A 15122-nucleotide genomic window follows, 5' to 3' on the forward strand; every position below is an offset into this window, starting at 1 on the left:
CTTTTTGTTTTTATATGATGCTAAATCAGCTGCTTAAAAATTAAAACCCACAGAGAAATATGGCATTGTTGCTTCTTTAGAGAAGCCCAATGTTCCTTGAATCAGGAACTGATCTCCTGGCATTACGTACAAGCCACCGCCATAGCCCTGATGCCATTTGCCGCTGGATTCTCCTGGCACCCATACCCTACCTACATCATTAAAGGCAATCATACCCACTGTTCCAGGCACCAGATACGAGGTAAAATTAAACAACTTCATCCTCAGATCCAGGTTATGATACAAGCCCGTACGACCTGTAAAACGTCTGCTGTTAAAGCCTCTGAGGCTATTTACGCCACCCAACTGAATCTGTTGAAAGAATGCCGGATCTCCAACTGTTGTTCCCCCACCAATTCTATTGGCAATCACAAAACCTGATTTCCCGGGATTTAGGTAAAAGCGGAATTCTGTATTCAGCACACCATACCGTTGATCCCCTCCGTTAACCCGTTGTTGCGCAGAAATAGTCGTTTTCCAGAAAACACCTTTTGTAGGAATTGCGATATTATTGCGGGTATCATAAGCCCATCCAGCTGTTAAACCAGCATAGATGCGATTATCAAACACGCCTTGCTCAGGGAACTGCAAATCATAATCAGACAAAAAGCGTTCTTCATTTTCCTTGCGGTTACTGGCATAATAGGACAATAACACGCCACCTTCTACAGTCCAGGCCTTATCCAAGGCTCTTCTTAACCTCACATTAGCATTCAGGTAATTGTATCGGTTTCGGTAATAAGCGATCCCATCTTCGCGATCATGAGCCCCGGGTAAATCATCATGATCACCCTTTTCATACACTGTATTGTTTCCCAATCCGAAGAAATTGCTCAGGTTATTGGGACCCAACATATTTATCGCGACATTCAGGTCATTATTACCTATTGCCTTCTTAAAATCTCCGGTGTAATCCAGAATAAAGGACTTTCGTCCAGTAGAATAATGCGCCCAGATCTCTTGTTTAGAAGCATAAGGGGATTTTCTAAAACCTTGTTTCTCTAAGATATAGCCCAATCCAATCTGGATTCCCTGATCTATATTGTAATTTGCATCAAAAAGAATTCCTTTTCTATCGTATAAGAAGCCATTTTTATTGAATTGATTTACTGCTGAATCTTTTGCCAATCTGAGTTTAGCAAATCCTTTTGCTGGAAGCACATTGGTTTCATCGGAACGGTCATAAATGAACAAACCCGACTTATTAGGGACATTTTCAGCTATTTTAAAGTCGTCCACTTCTTCCCCACCAATCATTCTCAGCTTTATTGGCGATTCATTTTTGCCATGTACCTCAAACACATCCTTACCACCAAGTCCGAATAAACGGATTTCTTTGGTCACTTGAGGATCGAAAGTACGGCTAAAAAAGCGGCGTCCCTTGCTGCCATCCTTCTTAATATTGAAGACATGCACCCTTACTTTCCCGCCTTCTTCCTGTTTTACATCGAAGAGTTCCGGCTTATCGGAAGCTGGAATATCTACATTAATCGACAGGAAGCGGTAGTATTTCAAAGCCAGTTGTTCCAATTGGTTTCTTCTGGAAGTAAAATCAGCAATCAACTGATCACCACACTGCTTAAAAATCGGATCCGGCATTTCCCTGAATGCTTTAACAATCAATTCATCCGTCATTTTTCCTTGCACCAGCTTCACCGCCTCTTTCCAATCCGCTTCGTTCAGCTCATTTAAGAAATACCGATCGAAGTACCTTTCATTAAAATTCCAGTGCTCCACATCTCTAATTGTTGGAGAATAGGGCTGCAAATGTGATTTAAGCCATTGGTGACTCAATATCCAAGGGAATACCCCGGAAGTTTTATAGAAAACCTTATCGCGATCTCTTGGTACCGGCGTATAGGTTGTACCATCTACTGTTTTATCCGCCGCCCAACGCCAATTGTCCTCATGTCTGTCCCAATCTCCTAGTAGGAAGTCCAGCAAACGCGCCCTAAGCGTCATTTTCTGGTCTGCCTTCGTATCATTATCCTTTTGAATTTTCCTTTGTACCTTCTCTGTATTGTCGGTTTTCTCCTCCGAAGGGGATCTTTCCTCGAAGATATAGGCTGCATTGGCAAATTCCTTACGGTATTCCCCTAAACCTGGATCATCACCCACATACACCATTTCCGGTTTCGCATGCGGCAACTCCAGTGCTTCAGCCAATGGCGGCACAATTAAGGAGGCAAAAGGATGATTTGTAGAGACCTGATCCTGTGTAATGTCTTTGGCAATCGTAGCCCTGAGGTTTTCCGGCAAGCTCCGATCTGCATATTTCTGAACGGTCCTCAATACCCATTCCTTTCCTGTTGGATCTACCAAACGTAGGGAACGGGTCTGCATACCACCGCCTAATTTTATGATTTTTAATCCGCCTTTTTCTTTCTGAAGGTCGATGATCCGCAAGGTTACCGGCGTTGCCCATAGCTTACGGTAACTTTCCCCTAACCAAAATCGGTGAAAGCTACTTACTTTATCGTATTCCGGAGCGATTGCCACCGTAATAGAGTCTGATTTTACTGCGTGTTGTGCGAAACCCACAGCGGGGATGGCTCCAAGCGCCATATTTATGATTAGTGCCGCTTGCAGCTCCTTTTTAAAACGCATGTTGAATTTATTTAAGCGTTACTCCTATTCTGAGGGCTTTTAATCCCTCCACTCCTTGCAATTCCTCAATATCCAGATACTCCAGGTCATCGTTTAACAGACCAATCTCCTGAAGCGTTTTGATATATCCAAGATATTCTCTGGCTTCCCAGCTATTGAAATAGACAATAGCGATCTTTCCAGGTTGGGTAATCCGCTCTGTAGTATCTTTTACATGGGCTTTATCAATCCGTTTCTTCACCATCTGGTAGCGGATATTATAACTCCCTTCTACATCAAAGCGTTGCTCATCAATCCTGAAACTGATATCGATCAGCTTCTCATAGACGAAGATCAACTGCGTAGTTTCCAATGGTAAAGAGAAATAAGGTGCTAAACTATGACTGGTTTGCGCTACTTCTGCCAGGACTTTTAACTGTTTCAAGCGGAATTGATATAAGATTTCCTCTGAAAAATCAGCATCAGGGGCAATGGAAGGCCCTAAATAGATATCGAATTCCACCCCATCGGTACGAAATTTTTCAAAATAACAAGGGAAAATCTCTTGAATTTCTCTGTTAAACACATCCAGATGCCTGGTCACTGCCAGATTGATCATCTGTAAACTTTTTTCGTACCGATCGCGGTGCTCATAGCTTTTTCCATCCACAGCAGTCCAGACAAAGTATTCGTCGATGATGGGTTTAAGCTCTGGATGCGTATCTTTCAGGTGCACTAAAGCCGCAGGAATCTGCCTTTGCAGGTAATCTTCTGTTTTGAGAATTTCGCGGTCGGTCAGGTCTTCAAACCTGGATTTACTCCATATTTCGTACTTCTTAGGCAGGTCATTTTCCAATGACTCGCAGACCTTCTTTTTGATGATGTCCAAGGTCTTCTGCAGCATTTCAAAATGCACACTCAGGTCTTTACGAACCGCCATATTTCTCAATATGCTGGAATTCCTGATGTCTACAGCACCATAAAATGGGTGTACATTCTTAAAGAACACCTGTTCTACAGGGAGATTGCGCTTTTTCCCACCAGATCTGAGGTAATGGTAAGCTGCTTCATTGAAGCGCCATTGTACCGAGGGCTGTAAAGCAGTGAACTTATCTGTCACAATTTCTGCAACTTCCTGATTAAAATCAGTGATAATATTTTGATATAACTGTGCTAATAAAGGAAAAGCAAGATCTAGTTTGGTGAGGGCATTGCCATTAAAATGACTGGATTCCTTGGTGTGCAATTCCAGGCAACCCACCAGTTTCGCATTATAATATAATGGAAACAAGGCGTAGGACTTGATTCCTTTTGCCCATAACAAACGAAGTATCGGATACTTCTCCTGTTCTTCCTCTGTGATTTCAGGAAAAATCAACGTTCTTGGATGCTTTAGATAATCCTCTATCAGGTCAAATTCTTCCTCATCCTTCCATCCGGCCTCTTCAGCCAGCTTAATCAGGATGCTATGAAAACCAGACTTTTCATTGATTAAAAGCTTATTATTTAACTTCAGATAAGGCAGCAGACCGAATTCGAGATGATCAGATCCGGCCAATGCTTTTAGGGCATTGCTAATCTCCTTACCATAGTTTACATTCTTTGATTCGTGATGATCAATCATCACATTCTTAATCGACTCCAGCGCATACTCCCCTGTGACATCGGTTAAGGTGACAATGGAAATACCCTCAACCGTAAAAATTTCAGGTGGGATTAGCTTAGTCAGTATATCCAGTGTATTGGTCTCATCCTGAATATAATCCTTCACGATGTTCAGGTCATATTCCGGCAATTCCACATTTGCGGTAATGGTAAGAAACCGTGTGTCTACATTTAAGCGGTAATATTTAGGCAGTTTTGTTTCCGGATCAACAATTGAATTTACCGTAAACTCATTGGCTGTTAATGAAAAATTATAAAAACGATGCAGCACCATATTATAAAACGCAGACAGCACGCTTTTCTTCATTTCTGATTTTGAAGGAAGCGAGAGGTCTGCTTTCAGGGTGCAGGTAGAAGGCTCCAGCAAAACATTGTAAAACGCATTGGTACCATAATGAAAACAAGCAGCCAATGGGGTGCTAATCGCCCAAAAATGTTCTTTCTCTTCGTTAATAATTGGCGATAAAGCAGTATAAATCAATTCAAACAGGGTATTATACTTATGGACATTCTCCATTGGAATGGGGTCCTTCAGTTCAGGATACTGTTTAAATTGTTCAAGAATGTAGCGGTAGAAGTTAATTTTCGCGGTCTTTTCAGTATTTGCCTTCTCTTCCACAAAAGTGATAAACGGCTGCAAAGACAACTTAATCTCTGCTCCCAAAGGGGAACGCTCTTTTAAGCCATTAATACTATTGTTCAAATCCAGCGTGATAGCTTGCATTTTTCGTACTGTTTATTGTTTTACTTTTTTACCGATGTCGAGTATTTAAACCTCAGGATATTTCCATTGGTCAATTCATCTCCTTCATTGGAGATGTACAAGTTCATATCTTTATCAAAAGCTATGCCTTCTGGTTGGTTATAGATAGAAGAGTTGAGACGGTGTACTTCTTTTACTTTCCAATTTTCATCTGCGATGACTAATAACTTATTGGCGGATGCCAGGATATACCATTCTTTTGTCTTTGGATTTTTGGTCAGTGCAGAAGGGCTCAGACTTGCTTTCAACTTAGGATTTAGTGCTTTTATCTGCTCCAGATCAATGCTAAAGCTACTTTCAGGAATCAAACTATCCAGTTTTAAATCGTAGTTTAACACATAACCCGTTGAAGTTTTCTTTTTCTTATCTACCGGGCATGACTTACACAATACATAGACTTTATTGGTCTCTGGATCGGCATATAGACTCTCATACTCCCCTTTTGGAACCAATTTTTTGCGCTCTTTCACGTTTTCCGCCTTTTCTTTTACCGTTTCCGAGAAAGGAAACGAATACAGGTGGCCATTACTTTTTAGAACGAACACCTTTTCATTGAAAATCGCGATATCCTCATAATCTCCCTTACCTGCAAAGCGAACATTCTTCTGCGTCTTCACATCCCATTTTTGTCGGAAAACGCTACCTTCTTCATCTTGTATAGAATAAATGGTATCTGGCATCCCCTTATAAAAGGCGATCCCTGAGATTTCCAGCAAGCTTTCCGGCATATTGAATTTCTCTGGATGTTCCAGATCGTAACCTACAGGACTGCTAAACTTAGAGGCAATCGGTTTACAGGCATAAAATGCGATTAATGCCACAACGGGCATGATGTATAATAATTTAGTAGAGATTTTTTTCATAAAAATAGGTCCATTTACTCCTTATTAAACACTTGTAACAAATGATAAATAGCTTCCTGAGAACGTATTGCAGGCGAACCATTGATTTCTTGATTCTGCAGTTGTTCGGTCATATTTACTGCCTGAATATTATCTTGAAGCTGCAAGGTAATAAATTCCTGGATTAGACGTTTCAAATCTGCGTCATATAAAGGGAAGCAAACTTCAATTCTGCTGTAAATATTACGGTTCATCCAATCCGCAGAGCCCATATACATTTCTTCCTGGCCATTATTCTCAAAGATAAAGATCCTTCCGTGTTCCAGGAAACGATCTACAATTCTTCTTACGGTAATATTTTCGCTGAGTCCTGTTTTTCCTGGTATTAAGCAGCAGATACCACGGATGATGAGCTGTATCTTCACTCCTGCTGCTGAAGCCTCATACAACTTGGCGATCAAAACCTGCTCTTCCAGGTTATTCATTTTAATGGTAATAGCGGCAGGCAAGCCATTTTTAGCATGGTCTATCTCCCGCTGAATCAGTTCGAGAAAGCGGGTATGCAGGTTAAACTGCGCAACGAGCAAGTGTTTAAACTCGATGGGTTCCGCAACCACAGTAGTCTTATCCTTTCTACTTAGAAAGTCGAACAACAACTCCAATTCTTGCAGCATCGGTTGATGTGCAGTCAATAAGATATGATCTGTATAAAACTTAGCTGTACTTTCATTCAAGTTTCCTGTAGCCATCAGGCCCAGGTACTGATTTTCTCCTTTGATCATCCTTTTTACAAGGGCTACTTTAGCATGGACTTTAAGGTCAATACTACTATAAATGATCTTTACCCCTGCAGATTTCATTTGCTTGGCCCATTTGATGTTATTTGCTTCATCAAATCTGGCTTTCAGCTCAACCAGTACAACCACCTTTTTACCATTTTTGGCGGCGGTCATGAGTGCATTTACAATCCTTGAATTGCGGGCTACGCGATACAACGTCACATAAATTTCGCTGACATGATGGTCATTGGAAGCTTCATTGAAGAAGCGCAATACCGCATCATAATTCTGGTATGGAACATTGACCAAGATATCCTTCCGAAGCATATGCTCGAATAAAGTCTCCTTTTCTGCAATATTCACTGCCTTTGCTGCCGGCCATTTGGGATAACCAAAAAGCCTTTCATCTAAAGGAAAGGCACTGAGGTCTTTCAGGTTATGATAGGTTCCTCCTTGTACTACTGCTGCTTTTTGCAGGTTTAAGGCGTAGATCATCCGATAAAGATTCCTTAAAGGGATACCCGGCTCAAAAAGAAAACGGGTAGCAAAACCATAGTCTCGCGCTTCCAATTCCTTTTCCAGGGCAATCGTGATGTCTTCGGAATAATCCTGTCCTATTTTTAACGCTGCATTTCGGGTAATTTTAAGGTTGTAAGCACCCTGGATTTCATCATTAGGAAATAGATAAGCCAGGTTATATTTGATGATATCCTCCAGAAAGACCACATATTGTTTGCCATCTATTGGAATCGCATATAAACGTTGTAAATCTTCAGAAGGAATACTGATGAGCTCCATCCGTTCCTTCCCTTCTGAATTCCGCAGCACAACGACCTGATAGAGTTTGTTATTTTCCGCAAAGAAATCTGCCAATCCCTGATCAATGCATTCTGCATGAATATAAGCCAGAACTTCATTGAAAAAGAGCTCGATTACCTGTCCGGAGATAGCCGATGGAATTGGCTTATTATACAGCCAATAGATATTTTGGGCTTCCAATGCAGGCAAAATTTGCGTACCGATAATCTCTCCGTAGCGTTGTTGCTGCTGGTCGATTTTCGCTTTTGCCAGCTCATAATCCCACATCATGACCGGCATTCTTACCCGGTAAAACTCATCAAGATTAGAGGAATAGATGGCTAAAAATCGGATGCTCTCCAAAATGGGTACACCTGCCCTTCCTGCCTCCATGAGCACGCGCTCATTAAAGCTCAGCCAGCTAATATCCCGGTTAAAATAAACATCGGAGCCCATATCAGCTTAATTATAAAGTCACTAAAACTGAAGCGGTAATAAAGGCCAGAACAGCCGCAATAATCCCGAACATAAACACATTATAAGCGATCCTTAAAAGTCGGTATTTACGACCCAATACCACACCCTGGGCATATAAATCTCTGATCAGACTGCCATAAAGAAATTCCCGGTCTTCCATCATTTTAAGCATCCCCCCTTCATATTCCGGAAGGGACATTCTATAGAAATTCCCAAAAAACAAGAGATTTACTCTCTTTTGAGCGATATCTTCAGGCGTAAAGACCCCTTTTGGAATGGATGGGCGGGTGGCCAGAATAGAGAATACCATGGTCACCACACAAATGATCAATAAGATCAAGGTTGGAATGATCAAATGGGGATTATCTTCCAGTTTCCGCAATAGGATACTCAGAATCACTGACAATATAATGGAATTGGTAGAAATCATGATATGCGCCTTATTATCAGCCATATCACTCAGTCGTTGATGATTCCCGGAAGTGATCCTGAACATGGTTTCAATTCCTTTGTCCGGGCGATCGCTCTTTTTCTTTTTATCTTTTTTTATTTCCAAAGGGTTATTTTTCTCTGTTAAGATTGGGGGATTACTGGCAGTTAACACGCTTGAATTAGCCCTTGCTTCTTCGGCTTTATTTTCCAATTCGGCCAGGTTTTCCGCTTTTTTTCCATTCAGTAACTGCTGACAATAAGCGGTATGGTAATGGTGCGTTTTAAACAACTGAATGGTTTTCAGCCTCCACTCATCCTTATCCAATGCTTTAGCACAGAAAGCTTCTGCTTCCTTACGCATCAGTTTATTTCTTTCTTTGAAACTATCGCTTCCTAAATGGTACAAATCGGCATCACACACAATTTGCTCCAGTAGGCTCTCCGGCTGTTGAGGCATTTTAGTGGCCAGAATACACTTCACAATTTTCATCGTAACTTCTTCACTGAGCCCTTTTTCCTTTAAAAAATCCCCAGCTAAACCTGCTCCGCTTGCCTCATGATGGGCACAATCAAAGAAATAGCCCAGATCATGGAACCAGCTCGCTGCAGTTACCACAAAGAAATCTTCATCGGAAAGCTGGTAATGGTTGGCAATTTTCACTGCATTTTCCACCACTTGCTCCGTGTGATTTAAATTATGGTAGATCAGTCTGGAATCGCTTTGAGCCTGAAATACGTTTGCAACATGTAACCTTAACTGATCTAATATCTCCCTATAATTCATGCGGTATCTTTTTGTTTCTCATTCCTAAAACAGTCTGTTTCATTTTTGGTTGATGATATAAATATGAGGGTTTTAATTTTTATATCTAATAGAAAGTTTAAAAGATGTCATTACGAGAGTTTTTCTGATTTCTATCAGGGCCGAAAGTGATGAGCGTCATATTTATAATTAAGGGGAAGGTAGAACTTTGACCACATCAATTTGCCCCTATGATTATAGAAAAAAACATAGCCCAGGAAACCCAATGTTATCATTGTGGTGATGACCTTCCAAATACGCCTTATATGGTGGACAGCAAGTCTTTCTGCTGTCTTGGCTGTAAAGGTGTCTATCAATTACTTTCCAATCATAACCTGGGAAATTACTACGCGTACAACGATGTACCCGGACAAACACAAAAAAACAAAGCTTCCCATTTTGAATACCTGGATGAAGCAGCAATTGCCGCAAATTTAGTGGATTATACCGATGAAAAAGTGAGTGTCATCACGCTTTACATCCCCGCTATTCACTGTAGCTCCTGCATTTGGTTGCTGGAACACTTACACCAGATTAACCCAGCAGTAATACAGTCCAGGATTGATTTTCTAAAGAAACAGGTGGTCATCACCTTCAAAAACCAGGAATTATCCTTGCGGAAACTTATAGAAATCCTCGCTTCTATTGGTTATGAACCACTGATCAGCCTTCAGGATGTGGTTAAAAAGCAAAAGTCCGATCATTCAGAAGGCCATCTGATCCGCAAAATTGCGGTAGCAGGATTTTGCTTCGGAAATGTCATGTTGCTCAGCTTTCCGGATTACTTCGGATTGAGTGCTCTGGAACAGGAATTCAGAACCTTCTTTGGCTGGTTAAACCTTGCCTTTGCCCTTCCTGTGGTGTTTTACAGTGGCCGTGACTATTTCATTTCTGCCTGGAATAACCTTAAAAATGGCATTTTAAACCTTGATTTCCCCTTGGCTTTAGGGATTGCTGTCATGTTTATACGCTCTATCGTGGAAATTGTGGGCAATACCGGAGCCGGTTTTGTAGATACACTATGTGGACTTGTTTTCTTCCTGTTGATCGGGAAATGGATGCAACAACATACCTACCACCACCTATCATTTGAAAGAGACTACCGTTCCTATTTCCCGGTTGCAGTCACTTTGATCGAAGGAGAAAAAGAAAGACCATTACCTTTAAATGAATTAAAAGTTGGCAACAGGATCCTCATCCGCAGCAATGAAATCATTCCGGCTGATGCAATCCTGTTAAAAGGAGAGGCAGAAATGGACTTCAGTTTTGTCACCGGGGAATCCTTACCCGTTAAAAAAGTATTGGGAGAAGTCGTTTATGCAGGTGGAAGGCAATTGAAGGGCGCAATAGAGTTGGAGGTGGTCAAGCCAGTGTCTCAAAGTTACCTCACTCAACTCTGGAACAATGAGGCGTTTTTTGGTGATAAAACCATGATCAGGACCTTCGCCGATAGGGCCAGCAAGTACTTCAGCATTGTTTTACTGAGCATCGCCATGGGTGCTGCTGCCTATTGGATGCTGCATGACGACCCCAGTAAAGCGGTGGCCTCTTTTACTGCAGTGCTGATTATCGCCTGCCCATGTGCCTTGGCTTTAAGCTCACCATTTACGCTTTCTGCAGTGTTGAGCATCTTCGATAAAAACAAATTTTACCTTAAAAATACGGCTGTAGTTGAAGAACTCGCCCGCATCAACACCTTTGTATTCGATAAAACAGGCACCATTACCAATCCAGAAAACACGGGTTTCACCTTTGAAGGACACATTACAGCAGAAGAAAAGCAATGGGTAAATGACCTGGCCAGAAACTCCGGGCACCCTTTAAGCAGGGAATTGGTGAAATGGCTGAACCGACCTGCTAAATATACTGCGGTAAAATACATGGAGAAGGTGGGCCGCGGAATCTCAGGAATGATTAATGGGAATGAGCTGAAACTGGGTAGCGCCTCTTTCCTTGGCCTGAAAATGAAGTCTCCTACACAGGGGGCCGCAGTTCATATCATCATCAACAACAGGTATCTCGGCTTTTTCTGTTCGAAACAGCAATGGAGATCCGGATTTAAAGACCTGATTTTCAAACTGGGTAAAGATGCTGATTTACACCTGTTATCCGGTGATCAGGATCAGGACAAACAAACGCTGATCCCCTTCTTTCCAAGAGCACAACAAATGCATTTTGCCCAAAGTCCGCAAAACAAACTGGATTACATCCACAACCTGCAACAGTCCGGAAGAAAAGTACTCATGTTTGGCGATGGACTGAATGATGCCGGAGCTTTAAAACAAAGCGATTTAGGTATTGCAGTAACCGATAACATCAACAATTTCTCTCCCGGCTGCGATGCCATTCTGGACGGTGCAAGTTTTCAAAAGATTCCTATGTTTATCAAACAGGCAAAAGATGCCGTAAAAGTGATTCACATCAGCTTTGGGATCTCTTTAACCTATAATGCTATCGGCTTATATTTTGCCGTACAAGGCATGCTTTCTCCGCTCATTGCCGCGGTATTGATGCCGATTAGTACCATCACCATCATCCTATTCACCAGCATCGCAGTAAGACTGTATGCCAAGAAAAACCAGCTCCTATGAACATCCTCTACCTCCTGATTGGCTTTAGCATTTTATTGGCATTGATCTTTCTTGCCGCTTTTTTCTGGGCCAGTAAGAGCGGCCAAAATGACGACACCTATACCCCTGCGGTCAGGATGCTCTTTGATGATGAGGTTCAGGAGAAAATTGAGGACATAAAAAGTGACGAAGATCATGTATAGCCACAATTGATGTCATTCTGTACCTAAACGCACCGACCTAATTTTACATCCATAAACAAGCAATCCAATTTTTAACATGACTGAAAAATTTTACTACGACAACAAGATCGTCAGGAACTTCGCAGTAGCCACCATCATTTGGGGCATCATCGGAATGACGGTCGGATTGCTCATTGCAATGCAGCTCTTCAAACCTGCATTAAACATGGGCTCCCAGTACACAACTTTCGGCCGGATCAGGCCGTTACACACCAATGCAGTGATCTTTGCCTTTGTAGGGAACGCAATTTTTATGGGTGTTTACTACTCCCTGCAACGACTCCTCAAGGCGAGGATGTTCAGTGATGTACTCAGTAAAATACACTTCTGGGGATGGCAACTGATTATTATTTCCGCTGTGATCACCCTTCCTCTGGGATTTAGCTCTTCCCATGAATATGCGGAGCTGGAATGGCCGATAGACATTGCCATTACGCTGATATGGGTTGTTTTTGGGGTCAATATGTTTGGTACCATCATCAAAAGAAGAGAGAAACACATGTATGTAGCCATTTGGTTTTACATTGCTACTTTCGTTACCGTTGCCGTATTACACATTGTAAATTCTTTTCAGCTTCCAATATCTGCTTTTAAAAGTTATTATTTATATGCTGGTGTACAGGATGCCTTGGTACAGTGGTGGTATGGACACAATGCAGTGGCCTTCTTTTTAACCACTCCTTATTTGGGAATGATGTATTATTTCCTTCCAAAAATGGCCAATCGCCCTGTTTATTCTTATAAACTGAGTATTCTCCATTTCTGGTCATTAATTTTCATTTACATCTGGGCAGGACCACACCATTTACTATATACCTCTTTACCAAGCTGGGCACAATCATTAGGTGTAGCCTTCTCTATCATGCTGATCGCACCAAGTTGGGGCGGTATGATCAATGGATTGCTGACACTCCGTGGTGCATGGGACAAAGTACGAGAAGATTCCAGGCTTAAATTTATGGTGGTTGGGATTACCGCTTATGGTATGGCCACTTTTGAAGGCCCAATGCTTGCCTTAAAACAGATCAATGCGATTGCACACTATACCGACTGGATCGTTGCACACGTACATGTTGGCGCGCTTGGCTGGAATGGGTTTTTAACCTTCGGTATTTTATATTGGTTGATTCCAAGAATCTACAGAACAGAATTGTACTCTAAAAAACTGGTTTCTTTCCATTTTTGGATTGGAACACTAGGTATCATTTTCTATGCGGTACCTTTATATTTCGCTGGTTTCACTCAAGGATTGATGTGGAAAGAGTTCACGGAAGATGGCATGCTACGTTACCCTAACTTCCTGGAAACCGTGATTCAAATTCTTCCTATGTACGTGCTTAGAGCTATAGGTGGTGCATTATATCTGATCGGTGTAATCGTGATGACTTATAACCTGATCAGAACCGTTCGTTTAGGTAAACTACTAGCCGATGAACCAGCAGAAGCAATGCCATTACCGGCAGACTACGTTCCTCAGGGATCTGAGAAAAAATTCCACAGGGTATTGGAACGTAAACCAATGGTTTTCATGGTACTTTCTTTAATTGTCATCCTGATTGGTGGTATGATTGAAATGATGCCAACGTTCACCATCAAGTCGAACATTCCAACGATTGCCAGTGTACATCCTTATAGTCCCTTAGAGTTACAAGGGCGTGATTTGTACATCCGAGAAGGTTGTGTGAGTTGTCACTCTCAAATGATTCGTCCATTCCGTTCAGAAACAGAACGATATGGCGAATACAGTAAAGCCGGAGAATTTGTGTATGACCATCCACATTTATGGGGTTCTAAACGCACCGGTCCGGATTTACAACGTGAAGGCGGTAAATATGGTAACGCATGGCATTACAACCACATGTTAGACCCACAAACGATGTCGCCTGGAAGTATCATGCCTCCTTATGAATGGCTGATTACGCAGAAACTGGACACCAGCACCACCATCAGCAAAATCAATGCGATGCGTACCCTGGGTGTTCCTTATGAAGAAGGTTATGAACACAAAGCAAACCGCGACCTGGATAAACAGGCCAAGGCCATTGCTGCAGACCTTAGACAGAACAACATCAAAGTGAAAGATGACAAAGAAATCATTGCGCTGATTGCCTATTTGCAACGCTTAGGAGTAGACATTAAAGCCCAATAAAACCTAAACAACAACGCTATGTTTAAGCAATTTTTAGATCAAGTAGATGGAAGCCAGGTGTATTTAATCACCTCCCTTGGCATATTCCTGCTCTTTTTTATCCTGGTCGGCATTCTCTTGCTGACCATGAAAAAAGAAGAAATTAAATATATGAGTGAATTACCTTTAAAAGACGATGTACAATGACAGATTTATTAATTTGGGCCCTGCTATTCACTGCAGTACTCATACTTGTAGTTTCCATACTGGTATTGAGGGTCATCAAAGTCTACGTCAAGGAAACACTTCATCCTACCAAATTCGCTTCTGAAGCAGAAAGGGAAAAATACTGGGAAGCACAAGAGCAACTGGCAGCGGAAAAAGCGGAGCAGCCATCTTTCTGGACGAAGTTAATGGGATTAAGACCTATTTCTGAGGAGAAAGACATCATGATGGAACATAAATTTGATGGCATTGCGGAGCTGGACAACCCTACTCCTGCCTGGTTTATGGTCTTATTCTATGGAACCATCATTTTTGCCATCGGCTATATGCTCAACTACCATGTATTTGGTTGGGGTAAGTTACAGGAAGAAGAGTATGCTGTAGAGCTCCGTCAGGCAGAAGCAGACCGCATTGCGTTCCTTCAAAAACCTGGCTCTGGCGGTCCTAAGATCAACGAGAATAACTTTGAGAAAAGCGATGATCCAGCGATGATCCAAAAAGGCGCCGCACTATTCAAAACGGCTTGTACCCCTTGTCATGGGGAACATGCAGAAGGTGCCGTTGGCCCCAATTTAACGGATGAGTATTGGCTGCATGGCGGTGCGCCAAAAAACATCTTCAAGACCATCAAATATGGTGTTCCTGACAAAGGGATGGTGGCATGGGAGAAATCTATGAATGCCCAGCAAATCTCAGACATTACCAATTATATTCTTTCTATTCAAGGAAGTAATCCTGCGGGTGCGAAAGCTCCACAGGGCAAAAAAGATTAAT

At 41.9% G+C, this 15122-nt stretch carries 10 protein-coding genes; 5 read left to right on the top strand and 5 right to left on the bottom strand.

Annotated features, from left to right (window positions below; genetic code table 11):
- Window positions 1-33 precede the first annotated feature (33 nt).
- Genes GM920_RS16340 through GM920_RS16360 form a run of 5 tightly spaced genes read right to left on the bottom strand, consistent with a single transcriptional unit; the run spans window position 34 to window position 9165 of the window.
- Window positions 34-2646, bottom strand: coding sequence for a BamA/TamA family outer membrane protein (locus GM920_RS16340; protein WP_182959470.1), 2613 nt, complete (start codon window positions 2644-2646; stop codon window positions 34-36).
- 7 nt (window positions 2647-2653) lie between these two features.
- Window positions 2654-5014 carry a GAF domain-containing protein gene (locus GM920_RS16345; protein WP_182959472.1) on the bottom strand — a complete coding sequence of 787 codons (2361 nt, stop codon included), beginning with the start codon at window positions 5012-5014 and terminating at the stop codon, window positions 2654-2656.
- Between the two features lie 20 nt (window positions 5015-5034).
- A complete protein-coding gene (locus tag GM920_RS16350) occupies window positions 5035-5916 on the bottom strand; it encodes an SdiA-regulated domain-containing protein (RefSeq protein ID WP_182959474.1) in 882 nt (293 codons plus the stop codon).
- A gap of 14 nt (window positions 5917-5930) precedes the next feature.
- The gene (gene ppk1, locus GM920_RS16355) at window positions 5931-7928 is read right to left on the bottom strand and encodes a polyphosphate kinase 1 (RefSeq protein ID WP_182959476.1); all 1998 of its coding nucleotides are present in this window, start codon (window positions 7926-7928) and stop codon (window positions 5931-5933) included.
- Window positions 7929-7938: 10 nt separating this feature from the next.
- A complete protein-coding gene (locus tag GM920_RS16360) occupies window positions 7939-9165 on the bottom strand; it encodes a Pycsar system effector family protein (RefSeq protein WP_182959478.1) in 1227 nt (408 codons plus the stop codon).
- Window positions 9166-9374: 209 nt separating this feature from the next.
- Here GM920_RS16360 and GM920_RS16365 point away from each other — a divergent pair, with 209 nt between their 5' ends.
- The 5 genes from GM920_RS16365 to GM920_RS16385 all read left to right on the top strand — a co-directional run bounded on the left by GM920_RS16365 (window position 9375) and on the right by GM920_RS16385 (window position 15121).
- Window positions 9375-11774, top strand: coding sequence for a heavy metal translocating P-type ATPase (locus GM920_RS16365; protein WP_182959480.1), 2400 nt, complete (start codon window positions 9375-9377; stop codon window positions 11772-11774).
- Window positions 11771-11956 (top strand): cbb3-type cytochrome oxidase assembly protein CcoS, encoded by a 186-nt coding sequence (gene ccoS / locus GM920_RS16370; protein ID WP_182959482.1) that lies wholly within the window; start codon window positions 11771-11773, stop codon window positions 11954-11956. Before GM920_RS16365 ends, ccoS begins: the two co-directional genes overlap by 4 nt.
- Before the next feature lie 76 nt (window positions 11957-12032).
- Window positions 12033-14144: a cytochrome-c oxidase, cbb3-type subunit I gene (ccoN, locus tag GM920_RS16375; protein ID WP_182959484.1), complete on the top strand. Its 2112-nt coding sequence runs from the start codon at window positions 12033-12035 to the stop codon at window positions 14142-14144.
- An 18-nt stretch (window positions 14145-14162) separates the two neighbouring features.
- Complete coding sequence (locus GM920_RS16380) at window positions 14163-14330, top strand: hypothetical protein (RefSeq protein WP_182959486.1); 168 nt, start codon at window positions 14163-14165, stop codon at window positions 14328-14330.
- Window positions 14327-15121, top strand: coding sequence for a cbb3-type cytochrome c oxidase N-terminal domain-containing protein (locus GM920_RS16385; RefSeq protein ID WP_182959488.1), 795 nt, complete (start codon window positions 14327-14329; stop codon window positions 15119-15121). Before GM920_RS16380 ends, GM920_RS16385 begins: the two co-directional genes overlap by 4 nt.
- Window position 15122: the final 1 nt, after the last annotated feature.

Source organism: Pedobacter gandavensis, from assembly GCF_014172405.1.
In the GTDB taxonomy this organism is placed as follows: Bacteria; Bacteroidota; Bacteroidia; order Sphingobacteriales; family Sphingobacteriaceae; genus Pedobacter; species Pedobacter gandavensis.

Coding starts and splice junctions, on each gene's coding strand:
- GM920_RS16385 (WP_182959488.1), top strand. CDS start 14,327: ATGACAGATTTATTAATTTGGGCCCTGCTATTCACTGCAGTACTCATA.
- ccoN (WP_182959484.1), top strand. CDS start 12,033: ATGACTGAAAAATTTTACTACGACAACAAGATCGTCAGGAACTTCGCA.
- GM920_RS16360 (WP_182959478.1), bottom strand. CDS start 9,165: ATGAATTATAGGGAGATATTAGATCAGTTAAGGTTACATGTTGCAAAC.
- ccoS (WP_182959482.1), top strand. CDS start 11,771: ATGAACATCCTCTACCTCCTGATTGGCTTTAGCATTTTATTGGCATTG.
- GM920_RS16350 (WP_182959474.1), bottom strand. CDS start 5,916: ATGAAAAAAATCTCTACTAAATTATTATACATCATGCCCGTTGTGGCA.
- ppk1 (WP_182959476.1), bottom strand. CDS start 7,928: ATGGGCTCCGATGTTTATTTTAACCGGGATATTAGCTGGCTGAGCTTT.
- GM920_RS16365 (WP_182959480.1), top strand. CDS start 9,375: ATGATTATAGAAAAAAACATAGCCCAGGAAACCCAATGTTATCATTGT.
- GM920_RS16380 (WP_182959486.1), top strand. CDS start 14,163: ATGTTTAAGCAATTTTTAGATCAAGTAGATGGAAGCCAGGTGTATTTA.
- GM920_RS16345 (WP_182959472.1), bottom strand. CDS start 5,014: ATGCAAGCTATCACGCTGGATTTGAACAATAGTATTAATGGCTTAAAA.
- GM920_RS16340 (WP_182959470.1), bottom strand. CDS start 2,646: ATGCGTTTTAAAAAGGAGCTGCAAGCGGCACTAATCATAAATATGGCG.